Origin of the sequence: Thermomonas sp. (assembly GCF_035369645.1) — a bacterium.
Classification (GTDB): Bacteria; Pseudomonadota; Gammaproteobacteria; order Xanthomonadales; family Xanthomonadaceae; genus Thermomonas.
The window spans coordinates 32163-50767 of record NZ_DAOOUM010000015.1; the positions used below are offsets into that span (position 1 = coordinate 32163).

19 protein-coding genes and 1 tRNA gene are annotated in these 18605 nt (G+C 61.3%); 12 read left to right on the forward strand and 8 right to left on the reverse strand.

What is annotated here, in order from left to right:
- Positions 1-139 precede the first annotated feature (139 nt).
- Genes purM through PK789_RS04555 form a run of 3 tightly spaced genes read left to right on the forward strand, consistent with a single transcriptional unit; the run spans position 140 to position 2533 of the window.
- The gene (purM, locus tag PK789_RS04545; RefSeq protein ID WP_324307325.1) at positions 140-1186 is read left to right on the forward strand and encodes a phosphoribosylformylglycinamidine cyclo-ligase; all 1047 of its coding nucleotides are present in this window, start codon (positions 140-142) and stop codon (positions 1184-1186) included.
- Positions 1186-1830 (forward strand): phosphoribosylglycinamide formyltransferase, encoded by a 645-nt coding sequence (gene purN, locus PK789_RS04550; protein ID WP_324307327.1) that lies wholly within the window; start codon positions 1186-1188, stop codon positions 1828-1830. Before purM ends, purN begins: the two co-directional genes overlap by 1 nt.
- Positions 1831-1861: 31 nt before the next feature.
- Positions 1862-2533, forward strand: a complete 672-nt coding sequence (locus PK789_RS04555; protein ID WP_324307328.1) for a DUF3108 domain-containing protein — start codon at positions 1862-1864, stop codon at positions 2531-2533.
- Positions 2534-2556: 23 nt separating this feature from the next.
- On the opposite strand, the gene PK789_RS04560 is transcribed toward PK789_RS04555, so the two are convergent.
- The 4 genes from PK789_RS04560 to surE are packed head-to-tail and all read right to left on the reverse strand — an operon-like array spanning position 2557 to position 5499.
- Positions 2557-3426 carry a peptidoglycan DD-metalloendopeptidase family protein gene (locus PK789_RS04560; protein ID WP_324307329.1) on the reverse strand — a complete coding sequence of 290 codons (870 nt, stop codon included), beginning with the start codon at positions 3424-3426 and terminating at the stop codon, positions 2557-2559.
- Positions 3423-4037: a YqaA family protein gene (locus tag PK789_RS04565; RefSeq protein ID WP_324307330.1), complete on the reverse strand. Its 615-nt coding sequence runs from the start codon at positions 4035-4037 to the stop codon at positions 3423-3425. The genes PK789_RS04560 and PK789_RS04565 overlap by 4 nt, the downstream gene beginning before the upstream one ends.
- Entirely contained in the window at positions 4037-4714 is a 678-nt protein-coding gene (locus tag PK789_RS04570) for a protein-L-isoaspartate(D-aspartate) O-methyltransferase (protein WP_324307331.1), read from the reverse strand. Before PK789_RS04570 ends, PK789_RS04565 begins: the two co-directional genes overlap by 1 nt.
- Entirely contained in the window at positions 4711-5499 is a 789-nt protein-coding gene (surE, locus tag PK789_RS04575) for a 5'/3'-nucleotidase SurE (RefSeq protein WP_324307333.1), read from the reverse strand. The genes PK789_RS04570 and surE overlap by 4 nt, the downstream gene beginning before the upstream one ends.
- Before the next feature lie 73 nt (positions 5500-5572).
- On the opposite strand from surE, the gene PK789_RS04580 reads away from it, so the two are divergent.
- From PK789_RS04580 to PK789_RS04590, 3 genes are all read left to right on the forward strand, one after another.
- On the forward strand, positions 5573-6127 hold the full coding sequence (locus PK789_RS04580; RefSeq protein WP_324307335.1) for a Smr/MutS family protein: 555 nt from the start codon (positions 5573-5575) through the stop codon (positions 6125-6127).
- Between the two features lie 68 nt (positions 6128-6195).
- A tRNA-Leu gene (locus PK789_RS04585) sits at positions 6196-6280 on the forward strand.
- A gap of 60 nt (positions 6281-6340) precedes the next feature.
- Complete coding sequence (locus PK789_RS04590) at positions 6341-7108, forward strand: Bax inhibitor-1/YccA family protein (protein WP_324307337.1); 768 nt, start codon at positions 6341-6343, stop codon at positions 7106-7108.
- Positions 7109-7207: 99 nt separating this feature from the next.
- Here PK789_RS04590 and PK789_RS04595 read toward each other — a convergent pair whose 3' ends face one another.
- The 3 genes from PK789_RS04595 to grxC all read right to left on the reverse strand — a co-directional run bounded on the left by PK789_RS04595 (position 7208) and on the right by grxC (position 9000).
- Positions 7208-8212, reverse strand: a complete 1005-nt coding sequence (locus PK789_RS04595; protein ID WP_324307338.1) for an isocitrate dehydrogenase — start codon at positions 8210-8212, stop codon at positions 7208-7210.
- A 126-nt stretch (positions 8213-8338) separates the two neighbouring features.
- Entirely contained in the window at positions 8339-8725 is a 387-nt protein-coding gene (locus PK789_RS04600) for a carboxymuconolactone decarboxylase family protein (protein ID WP_324307339.1), read from the reverse strand.
- A complete protein-coding gene (gene grxC / locus PK789_RS04605) occupies positions 8722-9000 on the reverse strand; it encodes a glutaredoxin 3 (RefSeq protein ID WP_324307340.1) in 279 nt (92 codons plus the stop codon). Before grxC ends, PK789_RS04600 begins: the two co-directional genes overlap by 4 nt.
- 117 nt (positions 9001-9117) lie before the next feature.
- Between grxC and PK789_RS04610 the strand changes: the two genes are divergently transcribed.
- The 6 genes from PK789_RS04610 (at position 9118) to PK789_RS04635 (ending at position 17570) form a co-directional block, all read left to right on the forward strand.
- Complete coding sequence (locus PK789_RS04610) at positions 9118-10740, forward strand: M48 family metalloprotease (protein ID WP_324307341.1); 1623 nt, start codon at positions 9118-9120, stop codon at positions 10738-10740.
- 71 nt (positions 10741-10811) lie between these two features.
- Positions 10812-11513, forward strand: coding sequence for a phosphate regulon transcriptional regulator PhoB (gene phoB, locus PK789_RS04615; RefSeq protein ID WP_324307342.1), 702 nt, complete (start codon positions 10812-10814; stop codon positions 11511-11513).
- A gap of 49 nt (positions 11514-11562) precedes the next feature.
- Positions 11563-12894 carry a phosphate regulon sensor histidine kinase PhoR gene (gene phoR, locus PK789_RS04620; RefSeq protein WP_324307343.1) on the forward strand — a complete coding sequence of 444 codons (1332 nt, stop codon included), beginning with the start codon at positions 11563-11565 and terminating at the stop codon, positions 12892-12894.
- Positions 12891-14966: a polyphosphate kinase 1 gene (ppk1, locus tag PK789_RS04625; RefSeq protein ID WP_324307344.1), complete on the forward strand. Its 2076-nt coding sequence runs from the start codon at positions 12891-12893 to the stop codon at positions 14964-14966. The genes phoR and ppk1 overlap by 4 nt, the downstream gene beginning before the upstream one ends.
- 41 nt (positions 14967-15007) lie before the next feature.
- Complete coding sequence (locus tag PK789_RS04630) at positions 15008-16525, forward strand: Ppx/GppA phosphatase family protein (RefSeq protein ID WP_324307352.1); 1518 nt, start codon at positions 15008-15010, stop codon at positions 16523-16525.
- Between the two features lie 25 nt (positions 16526-16550).
- Entirely contained in the window at positions 16551-17570 is a 1020-nt protein-coding gene (locus tag PK789_RS04635) for a sensor histidine kinase (RefSeq protein ID WP_324307346.1), read from the forward strand.
- A 31-nt stretch (positions 17571-17601) separates the two neighbouring features.
- On the opposite strand, the gene PK789_RS04640 is transcribed toward PK789_RS04635, so the two are convergent.
- Complete coding sequence (locus PK789_RS04640) at positions 17602-18537, reverse strand: TraB/GumN family protein (RefSeq protein ID WP_324307347.1); 936 nt, start codon at positions 18535-18537, stop codon at positions 17602-17604.
- Positions 18538-18605 lie beyond the last annotated feature (68 nt).

Sequence of the window (18605 nt, forward strand, 5' to 3'; positions counted from 1 at the left end):
GCTGCCCTGCTTGCATCGTCATTCCTTGCCGGAAATCTCTGTTACCGATGGGAAATGGTGCCGCAGGCGAGCCGGCACGTCCATGGCTTGCCGCCTTGGCTGTTAAAATTGGCGGTTCCCGTGCCTGTTCGAGTGTGCCGTGACCACCCAATCCACCGCTTCCCCCGGCCTGACCTACCGCGATGCCGGCGTTGATATCGATGCCGGCAACGAAGTTGTTGAACGCATCAAACCCTTGGTGCGACGCACGCTGCGGCCAGAAGTGCTGGGCGGCGTAGGCTTGTTCGGCGGCCTGTTCGACCTCTCCGGCCGCTATCAAGAACCGGTGCTGGTGTCTGGCACCGACGGGGTGGGCACCAAGTTGATTTTGGCCAAGCAACTGAACCGCCACGACAGCATCGGCCAGGATTTGGTGGCGATGTGCGTGAACGACGTGCTGGTGCAGGGCGCCGAGCCGCTGTTCTTCCTCGACTATTTCGCCACCGGCAAGCTCGACGTCGAGACCACGGTGAACGTGGTCGGCGGCATTGCCAAGGGCTGCGAAATTGCCGGCTGCGCGCTGATTGGCGGCGAAACCGCCGAAATGCCCGACATGTACCCGCCGGGCGAGTATGACCTTGCCGGTTTCACCGTCGGCGCGGTGGAAAAATCCAAACTCATCGACTCGTCCAAGCTGCGCGCCGGCGATGTGCTGATCGGGATTGCGTCCAGCGGCCCGCATTCCAATGGTTATTCGCTGGTGCGAAAAATTTTGCAGCGCGCTGGCAACCCGCTGGATCTGGATCTTGGCGGGGTGACGCTGGCCGATGCACTGATGGCACCCACTCGCATCTACGTCAAGCCGGTGCTGGAGCTGCTGGCCAAGCATGAAATCCACGCGATGGCGCACGTCACCGGCGGCGCGCTGGTGGAAAAGATTATCCGCGTGGTGCCGGCCCCCCTGGGCTTGGATATCGACACATCCAGCTGGCCGCAGCCAGCCGTGTTCGACTGGCTGCAACGCGCCGGTGGCGTGGCACGCGAGGAAATGTGGCGCACCTTCAACTGCGGGATCGGATATGTGTTGATGGTTGACCCTGCGGCGGCCGCCGCGATTTCCGCCGACCTCGACCGCATGGGCTTGGCGCATTGGCAGATCGGCCAGGTCACACCGGCCCGCGATGGCGAGCGCCTGCGGATTGTTTGATGACGATCCGCCTTGCCATTCTTGCATCGGGTCGTGGCAGCAATGTGCAGGCCATTCTTGATGCGATTGCCGCCGGCGCACTGGATGCGCAGGTGGTCGGGGTGTTTTCGGACAAACCCAATGCAGCGGCCTTGACCCGGGTTCCGGATCGGCTGCGGTGGTCGCGCAAACCCCAACAGTTTGTCGACCGCGCGGCATTTGACGCCGCACTGGCCGACGCGGTGGAAGCCAGCGCGCCGGACTGGGTTGTCTGCGCCGGTTATATGCGCATCCTCAGCGCGGCCTTCATCGCCCGCTTTCCGGACCGTATCCTCAATATCCACCCCTCGTTATTGCCAAAGCACAAGGGGTTGCACACCCACCAACGCGCACTGGACGCCGGCGATACCAAGCATGGTGCCAGCGTGCATCTGGTCAATGCCGAGTTGGATGGCGGCGCGGTGCTTGCGCAAGTGACGGTGCCAGTGTTGGACAACGACAACGCAGACACCTTAGCCGCGCGTGTGCTGGCCTGTGAGCACCCGCTGTATGTGCATGTCTTGCAACAGATCGCCGCTGGCCATATCCATGCGGCGGACGGCCGTGTGTGGTGGGATGGTCAGCGCCTGTTTACACCCTTGCCGCTACAGTTGCCCTCACCCTGATGGCCTTGGCCGTCGCCCGCGAGTCTTGCCGATGAAAGCACTGCGTACCGCCCTAGCTTTGTCTTTGCTCATTGCCACCGCGCCGGCGTTGGCGGCCAAACCGTTTGTGGCCGACTACACCGCCAGCTGGAAGGGCATTTCGGCAAATGCGCGGATCAGCCTCAGCCAAGCCCCCGGCAACCGCTGGAATTACGAATTAAGCGTCAACAACAGCTTGGGCAGCAGCAGCCAAGTCACCATTTTCGACGAGCAAGGCGATACCTTGCGCCCGTTGTCGGGCGTGGACACGACGCAATTGTTGTTCAAAAAAATACAGAAAAACGCCACCTACGATTGGTCAAAACGCGAAGCGCGTTGGAGTGGTGACGTCAATGCCGATCGCGCAGGCCCGGTCAAACTGCAAGAAGGCGATCTTGACGGCATGTTATTGAACCTTGCCATCGTGCGCGATGTGGCGGCCGGCAAGCCGCTGCACTACCGCATGGTGGACAACGGCATCGCCAGCCCACAGACCTACCAGAACTTGGGCAAGGACACCGTCACCGTTGACGGGCAACCGCGTGCCGCGACCAAAGTGGCACGCAACGATGACAACAAACAATTGATCGTCTGGGTGGTGGATGGTCTGCCCACACCGGCGCGCATCTTGCAACGTAAAAATGGCAAGGACGAGCTGGAACTGACTCTCAAGTCGGTGCACTGACCTCACCCCACCACCGCGCAGGATTACTTCTTCGGCAAGTACTCTTGCGGATCCACCGGTTTGCCGTTGTAGCGAATTTCAAAATGCAGCATGTCGCGGGATGCGCCACTGCGGCCCATTTCCGCGATCTGCTGGCCGGCCTTGACCAGGGCACCTTCGTTGACCATGCGGGCACGGTTGTGGCCGTACGCCGATAGCCACTGGTCATTGTGCTTGACGATAACCAGCTCGCCATAGCCCACCAAGCCCGATCCCGAATACACCACCACCCCGTCGGCAGCCGCGCGCACCGGTTGCCCGGCCTTGCCTGCAATATCCACTCCTTGCCGGGTGGGATCACCCGCTGCGAACCCCGAAATCACCGCACCATCGGCGGGCCAGCGCCATTCCAGATTGCTGTTGGTAGGCACCACCGCCGGCTTGGCGGTGGGCGCGGCAGTGGCAGCAGGGCTCGTGGCATTGCCAGCTCCTGCGATGACAGGTTTTGCCGCCGCAGATGCAGCCGGGGAGGCTGACATGGTCGCGGTGCTTGCTGTCGCCGGTGGTTTTACTTGCGGGCGAGATGCCGGCGCATGTCCATCGCGCGGATACAAACGCAGGGTTTGCCCCGGATGGATGGTATAGGGCGGCGGAATGTCATTCCACAACGCCAAGTCCAGCGCAGTGATGCCGTTTTCGGTGGCGATGCGATACACCGTTTGCCCCGGACGTACCACGGCCGTGGCCCCGTATTTTGGCTGTGATACTCGTTCCGGTGCCGCCTGCGCCGCGGCGGGACGTACAGCTTGCGGTGGCGGTGCCTGTCGCACCACCCGACTATGCCCGCAGGCCAGTAAACCCAAACTGGCTGCGGCTAGCAGCACAACACGATAAGGATGCATCGTCGTCATCATGGCCCAGCTCCACGCAACAAAAACCACGCAAGCAAGCCCAGCATGGCCACCAATGCGCCCCAGCCGATGTGCTCGATCCACCGCTGCAGCGCCTTCTCGGCACGCTCGCCGCCCAGCCGGATGGCCAGCGCCAGCAAATACACCCGCTTGCCGCGTCCAATCCCCATGCTCAGCAAAAACGGCAGCATCGGCACGCCCACAATGCCGCTGGCCCAAGTGAATACCTTCATCGGAATGGGCGCAAACCCGCCCAGCACCAACAACCAGAACGCCTTCCATGGAGATTGCGCCACCACGTCGCGCAGGTGCGCCACTTGCGCGTCAATTTTGTCCAGCCAACCCAATGCCGCCATTGCCGGCTTGACCAACTCATAAGCGTAATGGCCCAGCAAATAGCCCACCACCGCACCCAACAGCGAAAACAGCAGACTGATGCTGGCAAAACGAAACCCACGCTTGGGTTGCGCCAAACACATCGGCCCCAGCATCACCTCCGGCATGACCGGAAACACGATGGCCTCAACGAAGCTCAGACCCGCCAGTAGCGAGGGTGCTTTGGGATGGCGCGACCACAACAACGCGCGCTGATAAATGGGCCCAAACAATTTCATCAATCGGTCATCCCTGACAACAAGGGCACAAACACCACCGTACCCAAATCTTCTTGCACGATGCAGCCATCGGCCTGCTTGTGCAGGCATAGCAGCGACTGACTGGCACTGGGCCCCACGGGTGCCACCAAGATGCCGCCCACGGCCAATTGCGCGATCAGCGCATCCACCAGCGCAGGCCCGGCTGCGGTCACGATGATGGCGTCGAACGGCGCTTCTTGCGGCCAACCAATGCGACCATCGTCATGCTTGCTGCGCACATGCAAGCCCAACCCACGCAAGCGTTTGCGCGCCGTGCGCAACAATTCGCCGATGCGCTCGACGGTGTACACCTGCAAGCCCAGCGCCGCCAACACGGCAGCTTGGTAGCCAGAGCCTGTGCCCACTTCCAGCACCCGCGTTGGCGCGCAGCGCAGCAGGGCTTCGGTCATTTTGGCAACTACAAACGGTTGCGAAATGGTTTGCCCAAACCCAATCGGCAACGCATTGTTTTCGTACGCGCGTGAGGCCAGCACTTCATCCACAAATTGATGCCGGGGCACGGTGCGGATGGCATTGAGCACGTGCTCATCGGTAATGCCGCTCTTGCGCAAATCCTCGATCAAGCGATCGCGCACGCGCTGGCCGGTCAACCCCACGCCCACATCGGCCGGTTGCAAACGCAGACGTGCGGTCACGGCGACCCTCCCAGCGACGCCGACAACCCACCAACCCAGCCGGCAACCTGCTCCAGCGCTTGATAACGGGTCAGGTCCACATGGATCGGCGTGATCGCGATATGGCCACTGCGCACGGCGTGGAAATCGGTTCCCGGCCCGGCGTCTTGTTCGTCGCCGGCGGCACCAATCCACCACCACTGGCGACCGCGCGGATCTTGCTGCGGCTGGCAGGGTTCGGCGCGATGGCGCTGGCCTAAGCGGCTGGTTTCAAATCCGCGAATGCGTGCCCACGGCAGATCCGGCACGTTCACATTGAGGATGGTGGACGCCGGCAGCGGGTCACTGCGCAGACGCGCGATGATTTCCACCGCTGCGCGTGCTGCACTTTCGTAATGACGGCCTTGATGGCCTTCACTGACCAAGGACACCGCCACCGACGGTAGGCCCAGAAAACGCCCTTCCATCGCCGCCGCCACCGTGCCCGAATAAATCACGTCATCGCCCAAATTGGCGACATTATTGATCCCCGACACCACGATATCCGGCGACAGGCCCAACCCATCCAACATGCCGCTGACCGCTACGTGTACGCAGTCGGTCGGGGTGCCATAGACCTTCCACGTGCAGGCATCCAACTGCACCACCCGGATCGGCGCATCCAACGTCAACGAATTACTGGCACCACTGCGATCGCGGTCGGGGGCGACCACCAAGACATCGTGCCCAGCCTCGCGCAAGCCACGCGCCAATGCGTGGATGCCCGGTGCGTCAACGCCATCATCATTGCTGACCAATACCCGCATCACGTCATCAACACTGTCTGCATGCGGCCATGATACAAGATGCCATCGCCGCTTCGCGGTACCCTGTTGCAGAATGCGCAAAGCCCCCGCCCCCGTTGACGAACGTGACGATGCCACCTTGTTCCGCGCGGTCATTGGTGCCGACCGCGGGCACGTGCGCGCGCTACCCGAAGCACAGCCGGCACCTGCCGGCCCCAAGCCCAAACCCGCGGCAGCGATGGCCAAACGCGACGAGGCCGCCGCCCGTGACGACTTCCGAAGGGTGTTGCTGTCCACTTTGGAAACCGGCGATGTATTGCGCTACCGGCGCGACGATATCGCCCCGCAACTTCTGAAAAACCTTGCGCGCGGGCAATACTCGGCGCAAGAAGAACTTGATCTGCATGGCCTGCCCGCACACACCGCCGAGCAAGTGCTGCGGGCGTTTTTGCGTGATTGCCAGCAACACGGCGTGGGCTGCGTGCGCATCATCCACGGCAAGGGCCGCAATTCAGAAGCACGCCTGCCGGTACTGAAAAATCTGGTGGATCGCATTTTGCGCCAACGCGCCGATATCCTGGCGTTCCATTCGCCACCGGCGGCACAAGGCGGCACCGGGGCGGTACTGGTCTTGCTGGAGAAGCGGTGACCGCGCAACGCGGAAAACATCACCCATTTGCGGTGCAATGCCCCGCTTGCGCGTTACAATAGCCGCTTGCGAAAGTGGCGGAATTGGCAGACGCCCTGGATTTAGGTTCCAGTGCCGCAAGGCGTGCGGGTTCGAGTCCCGCCTTTCGCACCAAGGTGCTACGGGCTATCCTGCACAGACGGCATTCCGCCGGATCTTCACAGGATCGACGCCATGCGCAGCGGCAACCCCGCCCTTTCTGAAAACACCTTCCTCGACCTTGGCAGCGGCACCGTGGTGCAAGGCAATGCCGGGGCGATGACGCTCAACGGCACCGTCAACAAAACCGCGTTTCTATTGGTGTTGTGCTTGGCCGGCGCACTGTATAGCTGGTCGCAATTTGCCGCCGCACTGGCCGCCGGCAACCCCGGCGCGGTCATGCCGTATGTCTGGGGCGGCGCGATTGGCGGCTTTGTGGTGGCGCTGGTGACCATCTTCAAAAAAGAATGGGCGATGTACACCGCGCCCCTTTATGCACTCTTGGAAGGGCTGTTTCTGGGTGCAGTGTCGGCCATGTTCAACCAGCGCTATCCCGGCATCGCCACGCAAGCGGTGATTCTCACCTTTGGCACCTTGGCGGCGTTGCTGTTTGCCTACCGCAGCGGCCTGATCAAAGCCACCGAAAACTTCAAGCTGGGCGTGGTCGCCGCCACCGGTGGGATTGCCCTGCTGTATCTGGCGCAACTGGGCTTGAATCTATTTCACTTCAAAGGCATGAGTTTTATCAATGGCTCCAGCACGATGGGCATTGTGTTCAGCGTCGGTGTGGTGATCGTGGCCGCGCTGAACTTGGTGCTGGATTTTGACTTTATCGAACAAGGCGTGGAACAAGGCGCACCCAAATACATGGAGTGGTACGCCGCATTTGGCCTACTGGTGACCTTGGTGTGGCTGTATTTGGAAATCCTGCGCTTGCTGGGCAAATTGCAATCACGCAACTGACACAAGCCGCATCGGGAACAAAAAAAGGGCACCTTGCGGTGCCCTTTTTGCTGTTGATGGCAACGTGTCCGGTATGGTGTCCGGCACGCACAGGGCCACTTATAGCCGCGTTGCAATCGCCTTCGCAAAGCCCATCGTATTACCGCTACCGCCCAAGTCTGGGGTCAGCGAATCCTTGGCTTCCAAGGTCGCGATGATGGCGTCGCGCAGGCGCGTAGCCTGCTCCGGTTGGCCGAGGTGATCCAGCATCTGGCAGGCACCCAGCAGCAAGGCGCAGGGGTTGGCCACGCCCTTGCCGGCGATATCCGGGGCGGAGCCGTGCACCGCTTCGAAGATCGCCACATCGGTGCCGATATTGGCACCCGGAGCCAGCCCCAAGCCGCCCACCAAGCCTGCGCACAAATCCGAAATAATGTCGCCAAACAAATTGGTGGTGCAGATGATGTCGAACTGCTCGGGACGCATCACCAGCTGCATGCAGGTGTTGTCCACGATCATTTCATTGCACTCGATGTCGGGGTAGTGTGCAGCCACCTCGCGCGCGGTCTTCAAAAACAGCCCCGAGGTGGACTTCAGGATATTGGCCTTGTGCACGATGGTGACTTTTTTGCGACCGGTCTTGCGCGCCAACTCGAAGGCATAACGCACGATGCGCTCAGAGCCCTTGCGCGTCACCTTCTGGGTCAACACCGCGGTTTCGCCATCGGCCGAGACCTCTTGACCTTCGCCGATGTAAGCACCTTCGGTGTTTTCACGCACGGTGATCAAATCCACGCCGCCGGTGAAACGCGACTTGGTATTGGGGAAGCACTTGGCCGGGCGCACATTGGCGTACAGGTCAAAGCGCTTGCGCAACTCCACATTGATCGACGAAAACCCACCGCCAACGGGCGTGGTCAACGGCGACTTCAACGCGATCTTGTTCCTGCGAATCGAATCCATGGTGGCCTGCGGCAGCAGTTCGCCATGCTTATCCAACGCCACCATGCCGGCATCGGCGTCTTCGTAGGTCAAACCCAATTGCATGGCATCCAGCACATGCAAGGTGGCGTCCATAATTTCCGGGCCGATGCCGTCGCCGCGAATCACCGTGATCGTTGTCATTGTCGTCTTCCAAATCGCAAGCGATCCCGCGCACTTGGCGCGGGATCAGTGGGGGATGTATAACCGCCGATTATGACAGATGCCGTGCTGCGGCGTATGGCGATAGCCTCTTCCAACGGCAAGGGTTCAGCCGTGGTCGTGCGCGCCTGGCGCAGTGGTCTGCCCCTGTTCCAATTGGTCGAGAAAATCCACTGCCCGGCGCAAATGCGGAATGACGATGGAACCGCCCACCACCAAGCCCACCGAGAACGCTTCGAACATCTCCTCGCGGGTCACGCCAGCATCCTTGCATTGGGCCACGTGGTAGCTGATGCAGTCATCGCAACGCAGCACCATCGAGGCCGTCAGCCCCATCAATTCCTTGGTTTTGACGTCCAATGCGCCGGCCTGATAGGTCTGCGTATCCAGCGCGAAAAAGCGCCGCACCACTTGGTTGGGCTCGTCCAGGATGCGCTGATTCATGCGCTGGCGAAACTCGGTGAACTGCTTCACCCGATCATCGGTACTGCTCATGCGGGCTTGCCCTCCAGCAGCGGTTCGAGCTTGCCTGCGCGCTGCAGCGCCATCATGTCGTCATAGCCGCCCACATGCACATCGCCCACAAAAATCTGCGGCACGCTGGTGCGGCGGGTCAGCGCCACCATCTTTTCACGCTCGGCTGGATCGGCGTCCACGCGCACTTCCACCCACTCGCGGCCTTTGCTTTTCAGGAAATTCTTGGCCATCACGCAATACGGGCACACGGCGGTGCTGTAAATAGTGATGGTGGGCGTTTCGGTGTCATGCATGACGGGCTCCGGAACCTCTGGATGGGATTGGTGTCGAATATGGTGATTGTTGCGCGATTTTCCAGTTGCTCAAGCCGTATTCACCCCAAACCCCGTCCAAACCGGCATGCTGTTCGCATGACACTACGCTTACTGCCCATTGCCTTTGCTTGTGCGCTTGCCATCACGACCGGCGCCGTCGCGCAGGAGCGCAGCCTGCCCGATATTGGCTCATCGGCAGGCAGCCTGCTGTCGCCGGTCAAACAGGCCGAATACGGCGCGATGGTGCTGGCGCAACTGCGGCACGAAGGTTATGTGCTGGATGACCCCTTGCTGGACGGCTGGTTGAACGATGTCGGCCAGCGGCTTGCCGCTGCCAGTAATAAACCGCAGCAAAGCTTCACGTTTTTCCTGCTGCGCGAACGCCAGATCAATGCCTTTGCCACCTTGGGCGGGTATATCGCGGTCAATTCCGGGCTAGTGTTGGCGGCCGACCATGAAGACGAAGTGGCCGGCGTGCTGGCGCACGAAATTTCCCATGTCACCCAGCAGCATGTCCTGCGCGGTGCAGAAAAAGCCCAGCGCGAGAGCCTGCCGATTTTGCTGGCCACCTTGGGCGCGATCATCGCCGCACAAAAAGCCGGCGGCAATTCCAGTGGCGATGCGGCATCGGCCGCGTTGATGACCGGCATGGGGCTGCTGCAACAGCGCCAGATCGACTACACCCGCGACAACGAGGCCGAAGCCGACCGCATCGGCATTCGCACCTTGGCCAATGCCGGTTACGACCCCGCCGCCATGGCTGAGTTCTTCGTCACCTTGCAGTCGGTGGTGCGCATGAACCAAGGCGACGAGCGCAGCGCCGTCCCCGGTTATCTACAAACCCACCCTTTGACCTTGGCCCGCATCAGCGAAGCGCGCGAACGCGCGGCCAAGCTCACCCCTGCCGTGCATGCCAGCACCAGCAGCACCCCCGGCAGCAACCCCTTGCTGCCGCCCGGCCTGCAACTGTCGTTGCCCACGCAAACCCGTGCTGGCGTAGGCGATACCGGCGACTTTGCATGGGCGCGTGAGCGCCTGCGCGTGCTCAGTGCGCCCACGCCTGCGCAGGCGATCCGCGAGTACCAGCAACTGCGCACCAAAAAGCCATTGGACGATGCCAGCCGTTACGGCTTGGCCATCGCCCACCAACAAGCCAATGAACCTGCACAAGCATTGCAGGAGTTGACCCCGCTGCTCCAAGCCCACCCTAGTAGTTTGTGGTTGCAAATCGCCATCGGTGAAGCCGAAGCGCATACCGGCAAGATCACTGAGGCAGAGCGTCGCTTTGAAACCCTATTGGCACGGATGCCCACCCACCGCGCGCTGGCGTTGACCTATGCGCGCCTGCTAGGCGAGCGCAATACCCGCGAAGCCGGCCTGCGTGCGGTGGCGGTGCTGCGCCCACTGCTGGGCAATACCGCTGCCGATCTGCCGTTCCAGCAAGCCTACGCCCGCGCCAACGAAATCGCCGGTGACCCCGCCCGCGCTGGCGAAGCCTGGGCCGAAGCCGCCTACTTGTCCGGTCGCCCGGAGCAGGCCTTGGTGCAACTCAATAACCTGAAAAAGAACCAGACGTTGGACTACTACGCCCGCGCCCGTATCGACGCCCGCATCGCCGCAATCACCCCCACCGTGCTGGAGCTGCATCGCCAAGGGGTGCGCGACGAAGAAGTGCGCGGCGGCAAATTGGGTTTCGACGCCAAATTCACGCCACGCTGATCACGTCACGAAACTGTCACCAATCCGTCGTGTAATAACAGGGTCAACCGTTTGGATACCCGCGCAAGCCCATGCAAAAACACATCCTGATCGTCGAAGACGAACCCGCGATCCGCGACATGCTGGCGTTTGCCTTGCGCAAAGGTGACTTCGTACCCATGACTGCCGGCGATGGCCGCCAAGCGCAGGCGTGCATTGCCGAACGTGTACCGGACTTGATTCTGCTCGACTGGATGTTGCCGGGCAGCAGTGGCCTGGAACTGGCCCGCCGCTGGCGGCGGGAAGCCACCACCCGCGACATTCCCATCATCATGCTGACCGCGCGCGGCGAAGAAAACGACCGCGTGGGCGGGCTGGAAGCGGGCGTGGACGACTATGTGGTCAAGCCGTTCTCTGCGCGTGAATTGCTGGCACGGATTCGCGCCGTGCTGCGACGCTCGCGCGAGGATGACGAGGACGGCAGCGTGCAGGTTGGTGCGCTGCGCATCGATGGTGCCGCGCATCGCGTCTTTGCTGACCTTGGCGGCAATGCGCTGCCGATCCCGATGGGCCCCACCGAATATCGTTTGCTGCATTTTTTCATGACCCATGCCGAGCGCGTCTATACCCGCACACAGCTGCTTGACCACGTTTGGGGCGGCAGTGTGTATGTGGAAGAACGCACAGTGGATGTGCATATTCGCCGCCTGCGCAAAACCCTGGAGCCGCACGCGCTGGATGCCATGGTGCAAACCGTGCGTGGTGCCGGCTACCGCTTCTCGGCTTCGGCCTGAGCCAGTCGCCCTGCATGCAGGGCACGCCATAACAACGGATACTTGGCGCATGGCTTCTGCTTCCCATCACGCATGGTTTCGCACCTTGGCCCTCTTGGCTGGGATACTGGCTGCAGCACTATTACTGGGCCTTGCAATAGGACAGCCGTGGCCGGCATTGACCCTGGCCTCGCTAGCGGTGGTGGCGTGGCATTACTGGAAATTACTGGGCGTGCAACAACGCCTGACCGCGCGCCGCCGCCTTGAACCCAAGCCAGGCCAAGGCATCTGGAGCGCATTGGATCACTTGTTGTATCGCGGCCAAACCGAAATGCGCATCCGCAAACGTCGGTTATTGGCCATGTTGCGCGCCTACCGCGCTGCCGCCGATGTACTGCCGGATGCCGTGGTGGTGGTGGAGCGTAACCAACAGCGCATTTTGTGGTTCAACGCCGCGGCAACGACGTTATTGGGTTTGCGTCACCCTGAACATCGCAATGCGCCGGTAGCCACTGCATTATCCGGCTTGCCGATGGCCCCGTGGCTGGCGGCAGGGCGCAATGCCGAGCCCATGAACGACGTGCCCTCGCCTGCCGACCCCAACCTGCGTCTGCAATTGCGGCTATTGCCCTATTCGGAAGAATTCTGGCTACTCATCGCGCGTGACATCACCCAAACCATGCGGGTGGAACAGATGCGCCGCGACTTCGTGGCTAATGTCTCGCACGAACTGCGCACCCCGCTCACAGTGGTGCATGGCTATCTGGAAATGCTGGACGAAGGTGACAACCCGCAATGGGCACCCATGCTGGAGGAAATGCGTCGGCAATCGCTGCGCATGACCCGGCTGGTTGAAGACTTGCTCACCCTATCGCGGTTGGATGCACGCGACAGCCTGCAAGAAGAAGTGGTGGCGATGGCACCGCTGCTGGCCAGCTTGTTGCGCGAAGCCGAAGCCCTCAGCCAAGGCCGGCACCGGATCACCCTGGAAGACACCGCACAGGTTGACCTGCGCGGAGCCAACAAGGAACTGCATAGTGCGTTTTCCAATTTGGTCAGCAATGCCGTGCGCTACACCCCCGACGGCGGCAGTATCCATTTGCGGTTTGTACGCAATGCAGACGGCGGCGCCAATCTTGAAGTGCAAGACACCGGCCCCGGCATCCCTGCCGTGCACCTGCCACGCCTGACCGAACGCTTTTATCGCGTCTCCAATAGCCGCTCGCGTGACTCCGGCGGCACCGGGCTTGGGCTTGCCATCGTCAAGCATGTGTTGGGCCTGCACAGCGCCCAGCTCAACATCACCAGTGAAGTCGAAAAAGGCAGCACGTTTTTGTGCCGATTCGATGCCAACCACGTGCTTGCGCGCACGCCTCATTCGCTTTCCGGTATTTCCAGATGACCTCCGAAACCACCTCGTTGCTGCGCGATCCTGCGCTGTATGCCAACCGCGAACTCGGCCAACTGGATTTCAATTTCCGGGTATTGGCGCAGGCGCAAGACCCCGCCGTGCCGCTGATGGAGCGTCTGCGCTATTTGTGCATTTCTTGCACCAATCTGGATGAATTTTTCGAAATTCGCGGCGGTGCCGTCCGCCACGCGGTGGAATTTGGCCTACCCGCCGGTATGGACGGGTTAGACCCCTCGCTGCTGCTCAACCGCATCCATGAGCGCGCCGCCGAATTGGTGGATGCGCAATACCGCTGCTTTTACGACGAACTGCGCCCAGCGTTGGCCGATGCCGGCATTCGCCTGTTGCAGCGCGAGCAATGGAACAAGACCCAGCGCGACTGGCTGCGCCAATATTTCAATGACGAAATCATGCCGGTGCTGTCGCCACTGGGCTTGGATACCGCGCACCCGTTTCCAAAAATTCTCAACAAATCACTGAATGTGGTGGTACTGCTGGAAGGCAAGGATGCCTTCGGCCGCGAAGGGCATCTGGCCATTGTGCGAGCACCGCGTTCACTGCCACGCATCATCCGTCTGCCCGATCAAGATGGCGATGGCGACAACTACCACGACTTCGTATTTCTCAGCTCGGTGCTGTCTGAATTTGTGCACGAATTGTTCCCGGGCATGCATGTCAAAAGCGCGCACCAATTTCGGGTGACCCGCAATTCCGAATTGATCGTCGATGAAGACGACGTGGACAACCTGGCGCTGGCACTGCGGGATGAATTGCTGGGCCGTGGCTACTTGCGTGCGGTGCGATTGGAGATCGACGAACGCTGCCCACAAGACGTGGTAGACACCTTGCTGGCCAATTTCGAATTACCCGCCAATGCGGTGTACAAGATCAACGGCCCGGTCAACCTCAACCGGGTGGTGCAGGTGTATGACTTGGTCAAGCGCCCGGAATTGAAGTTCCGCCCATTCCAACCACGTCCGTTGCGCGATATCGACAATATGTTCGATACCATCCGCCAAGGTGATGTGTTGCTGCATCATCCCTTTGATGCGTTTACGCCGGTGCTGGAGTTGATCCAACAGGCCGCGCACGATCCGGATGTGTTGGCGATCAAGCAAACCTTGTATCGCACCGGCAAGGACTCGCTAATTGTCGAGCAATTGATCCAAGCGGCACGCAACGGCAAAGACGTCACCGTGGTGGTTGAGTTGCGTGCACGCTTTGACGAAGAAGCCAATTTGGGGTTGGCCGACCGCCTGCAAGATGCCGGCGTGCAAGTGGTGTATGGCGTGGTGGGCTACAAGACCCATGCCAAGATGTTGCTGATCGTGCGCCGCGAAGGCGCGCTGCTGCGACGCTACGTGCATCTGGGCACCGGCAATTATCACAGCGGCACCGCACGCGCTTATACCGATTTCAGCCTGATGACCGCGCATCCGGAAATCGGCAACGATGTGCATTTGATCTTCCAGCAATTGTCCGGGCTGGCCGCCCCTCTGACTCTGGCACGCCTGCTGCAATCGCCATTCACCCTGCACAAAGGCGTACTGACACGCATCGCCCGCGAAACCGCACTGGCCCGCGCCGGCAAGCCCGGGCGGATCATCGCCAAGATCAATGCCTTGAACGAGCCGCAAGTGGTGCGTGCCTTGTACGAAGCCTCGCAAGCCGGGGTTGCAATCGACCTGATCGTGCGTGGCGCCTGCGCCTTGCGGCCCGGCATTGCCGGGGTGTCCGAGCACATCCGCGTGCGCTCGGTGGTGGGGCGCTTTCTTGAGCATCACCGCGTGTGGTGGTTTGGCAACGACGGCAGCCCGGAACTGTATTGCTCCTCCGCCGACTGGCTGGAACGCAACCTGCTGCGGCGGGTGGAAACCGCATTCCCGATTTTGGATGCGCAACTGGCCGATCGGGTGCTACACGAAGGTCTATTGAATTATCTTGCCGATAACCAAAACGCTTGGCAGTTACTGGCAGATGGCCGTTATCAGCGCTGCGTGCCAGGGCCGGAAGACGCGCCATTTTCGGCACAATTGTCACTCTTGGATGCGTTGTACGTGTGAGCGGCAATAATGTCAGCATGAATGCAAGAATGAACGCCCGCCTGCCCAGCACCGCCATCACCCCGCGTGACGGCGACTTGCTGGCCGCGGTGGATCTTGGTTCCAACAGCTTTCACATCGTGGTGGCGCAATGCGTGTTGGGTCAGTTGCGGGTGGTGGACCGCCTGCGTGAGACCGTGCGCATGGCCGAAGGCTTGAATGCACTGGGCGGTCTATCGCCCAGTGTGCGGGATCGCGCCTTGGCCAGCCTGTCGCGGTTTGGACAGCGTATTGCCAATATCCCGGCGCGCCATGTCCGCGTGGTGGCCACCAATAGCGTGCGCCAGCTACGCTCACCAGACATGTTTCTGGTGCCGGCGGAAGCCGCGCTGGGGCATGCCATTGATGTGATTTCCGGGCGCGAGGAAGCGCGCTTGGTGTATCTGGGTGTGGCCCATGAACAACCGCCACAAGCAGGCCAAAAGCGGCTGGTCATCGACATTGGTGGCGGCTCCACCGAATGCATCATCGGCCGCGGCTTCGAGCCACTGGAGCGCGAAAGCCTGCAAGTGGGCTGCATTGCCAGTACCCGGCGGTTTTTTGATGGCGGCAAACTGTCACGCAAGCGCTGGAACACCGCACTGACCGAGATCGGCGCGCAGATGCAGCAATTTGCCGCCACCTATCGGCAACTGGGCTGGGACGAAGCCATCGGCACCTCGGGCACGCACAAGGCCATCGGCAATATTTGCGTTGCAATGAAGCTAAGCAAAGGGTCGATCACCCGCGACGCGATTACGCAAATTCGCGACCGCCTGCTGCAAGCCGATCACATCGATGCCATCGATCTACCCAGCCTGTCCGACGAGCGCCGTCCGATCATCGCCGGCGGGGTCTTGGTGCTGGAAGCGCTGTTTTCCACCCTCGCCATCGAGCGCCTGCAAGTCAGCAAAGCCGCACTGCGCGAAGGTGTGCTGTACGACTTGCTGGGGCGCGGCGGTGCCGATGACCCCCGCGAGGTGTCGGTGGCCGCCTTGAGTCACCGCTACGGCGTGGACCTTGCGCAGGCCCAGCGCGTCAACGCCACCGCGATGCTGCTGTTCGAGCAAGTGGCCAATGCTTGGCAATTGCGCAGCGATGACCGCGCGATGTTGTCACGCGCCGCACGCCTGCACGAGATTGGGCTGGCGATTGCGCATAGCGGCTACCACACGCATGGAGCCTATGTGCTGGCCAATTCGGATATCGCCGGGTTCTCGCAACAAGGCCAGCGCACGCTTGCCGCGTTGGTGCGCACCCATCGTCGCAGCATCCCCAAATCGGCATTTGAAGCGATCCCCGACCGGCTGCTGGCCAATGCCCGCCACAGTGCTGCCCTGTTGCGGCTTGCGGTGTTGCTGCATCGCGCACGCGGCGACGATGTGCCGCCCAGCCTACAGCTGAAAGCCAATGACGACGTTCTGAGCCTGCGCATCGACAAACGCTGGCTGCACTCGCACCCCTTGCTGCGTGCCGACTTGGAAAACGAGCCGGAGGACATGCTGGGGCTGGGGATTCAATTGCGCGTAGTCGCCGGCTGAGGCATTCCCGGCTACCCTGCGCAAGATGACAACACCGCATACCGACCCCTTGGCGGCCCTCTGGCGTCCACCTGCCTTGATGGCGGTGGTGTTGAGCGGCGAAGCCTTGGCCGCCTTGCTGGCCTTGGCACCCACCCAAGGCGGCGATCGCCTGGTGCAATTCGGGCTGGCCTCGTTGGGCGTGCAATGGGTGGTGCTAGGTACCTTGTGTGCTTTGTTTTTGCTACGTCGGCAAATTGCGAAGCTGCCGGCCCTGCGCATGGCGTGGGTGTGCTTGGCGATGTTTTTGGGCATGAGCCTGTTGGTGGCCACGGCCGCGTGGAGTGTGCTGGGCATGAGCGGCAATGCGCCGGCATCGCGCAATGACTTTATTTTGCGCATCCTTGCGTTGGCGGTGGTGGTGGGCCTGATTGGGCTGTTGACCTATCAAAATTATTGGCGCTCGCGGCAATTGGCGGTACGCGCCAAACAGTTGGAATTGGAAGCCCTGCAAGCCCGTATCCGCCCGCATTTTTTGTTCAACACACTCAACACCGGGGCGGCACTGGTGCACGCCCAGCCCGATGCCGCCGAACGCCTGTTGCTGGACTTGGCGGATTTGTTTCGCAGCGCGTTGCGCGGCCCGCAACTGATCCCCTTGGCCGAAGAATTGGCGCTGACCCATCGCTATCTGGAAATCGAACACCTGCGCTTTGGCCCGCGTCTGCAATTGGACTGGCAGATCCCAGCGCAATTGCCCGCAGTCAACGTGCCATCGCTGTCAATCCAACCCTTGGTTGAAAACGCGATCCGGCACGGCATCGAACGTTTACCCGGCGGCGGCAAACTGGACGTGCACATCCAGCACAGCGCCCAGCACATCGACATCATCGTTGCCAACGACCTGCCCACCGCCGCCGCACCCAGCGCCGGCCACGCGGTGGGCCTAAGCTCCGCCCGCGAGCGCGTTCACGCCATGACCGACGGCCGCGGCCGGGTGGAATCCCGTATCGAAAACGGCCGCTACATCGCCACCTTGCACTTGCCGGTGGCGACGGCGGGTTGAAGGCTTGCGTTCAAAATTAGGTTGGCGACCTTCACAACGTACAACGATCACACACCCGCTCGACCTTGTAACCCTTGCCGCGCAGCAGTTCCAGCAGGCCGTCATTGCCCAGCAGATGCAATGCGCCGACCACGACCAAGGTGTTGCCGGATTTCACGCCGTCCAGACGGGATTGGATTTTTGGCAGCCAATTCAAATTGCGTTGCACATCGAGCAGGCGATAGCTTTCCGGGGTTTTGCTGGCCATGTCGGCGCGCATGCCGCTGTCTAATTTTTCGACATCGCCAGCGCGCCACCATGCGTGCATGTCATTGAGTTGGTGGATGGCTTTTTGCGGGTCGGCCAGAAACTCGCCAATGCCTTGGCTTTGTTCGGCATACGGGATGCTATCCATCGCCTGCAATTGCGCGTCGATCGTTTCCAGTCCTGCAGCGGGTTTGCCGGCTTTGGCGGTGCGTTCCATCAATTGCCGATCCATCCCCAACTCGGGGCGAAAACCCAGTGCCTGACTGACGCTGAGCACCAAGGCCAGATTCACCGCCCATGGTTCTTGCTGCTCCACCGCCTGCACCGAGCCACCGCCGGCGGCCAGCAGGGTGTTCAATTTTTCCAACGTGGGTTTGGGCAATACCTGACTCAGGCTTTTGCCATTGTCGTAACCCATGTAGTGCTGCATCTTGGTCATGGTTTCAGGCGCAGTCATCGCCGCTGGGTCAACTTCAAACAGTACTTGTTGGCTGTCATCGAATGCGCGATCTATCTCCGCCGGCAGCGGGTAGTCATCGGCTTTCAACAAGTGGAACGAGCCCAGCAAATACACGGCATTGTCGGCATCCGACACTTTCCACAGCAGCGGGCGCTGCACAGGCGTGGCGGCAGCGGCAACCGGCGGGCTGGGTTGTGGCGCGGCGTGGGCCACTGGCAGCAGCAGCGCGCACAGCAGCAGAGCAAGTCGTGTGCAGGTCATGGGGCTTCCTTGGCGGGTGGTGCGGGTTTGATGTAGGCCTTCTCGCCGGCTTCAACACGCAGATCCAG

Bases quoted from the DNA above. Each gene is read 5' to 3' on its own strand.
- purN (WP_324307327.1), top strand. From the start codon at position 1,186: ATGACGATCCGCCTTGCCATTCTTGCATCGGGTCGTGGCAGCAATGTG.
- PK789_RS04555 (WP_324307328.1), top strand. From the start codon at position 1,862: ATGAAAGCACTGCGTACCGCCCTAGCTTTGTCTTTGCTCATTGCCACC.
- PK789_RS04560 (WP_324307329.1), bottom strand. From the start codon at position 3,426: ATGATGACGACGATGCATCCTTATCGTGTTGTGCTGCTAGCCGCAGCC.
- PK789_RS04565 (WP_324307330.1), bottom strand. From the start codon at position 4,037: ATGAAATTGTTTGGGCCCATTTATCAGCGCGCGTTGTTGTGGTCGCGC.
- surE (WP_324307333.1), bottom strand. From the start codon at position 5,499: ATGCGGGTATTGGTCAGCAATGATGATGGCGTTGACGCACCGGGCATC.
- PK789_RS04580 (WP_324307335.1), top strand. From the start codon at position 5,573: ATGCGCAAAGCCCCCGCCCCCGTTGACGAACGTGACGATGCCACCTTG.
- PK789_RS04590 (WP_324307337.1), top strand. From the start codon at position 6,341: ATGCGCAGCGGCAACCCCGCCCTTTCTGAAAACACCTTCCTCGACCTT.
- PK789_RS04595 (WP_324307338.1), bottom strand. From the start codon at position 8,212: ATGACAACGATCACGGTGATTCGCGGCGACGGCATCGGCCCGGAAATT.
- PK789_RS04600 (WP_324307339.1), bottom strand. From the start codon at position 8,725: ATGAGCAGTACCGATGATCGGGTGAAGCAGTTCACCGAGTTTCGCCAG.
- grxC (WP_324307340.1), bottom strand. From the start codon at position 9,000: ATGCATGACACCGAAACGCCCACCATCACTATTTACAGCACCGCCGTG.
- PK789_RS04610 (WP_324307341.1), top strand. From the start codon at position 9,118: ATGACACTACGCTTACTGCCCATTGCCTTTGCTTGTGCGCTTGCCATC.
- phoB (WP_324307342.1), top strand. From the start codon at position 10,812: ATGCAAAAACACATCCTGATCGTCGAAGACGAACCCGCGATCCGCGAC.
- phoR (WP_324307343.1), top strand. From the start codon at position 11,563: ATGGCTTCTGCTTCCCATCACGCATGGTTTCGCACCTTGGCCCTCTTG.
- ppk1 (WP_324307344.1), top strand. From the start codon at position 12,891: ATGACCTCCGAAACCACCTCGTTGCTGCGCGATCCTGCGCTGTATGCC.
- PK789_RS04635 (WP_324307346.1), top strand. From the start codon at position 16,551: ATGACAACACCGCATACCGACCCCTTGGCGGCCCTCTGGCGTCCACCT.
- PK789_RS04640 (WP_324307347.1), bottom strand. From the start codon at position 18,537: ATGACCTGCACACGACTTGCTCTGCTGCTGTGCGCGCTGCTGCTGCCA.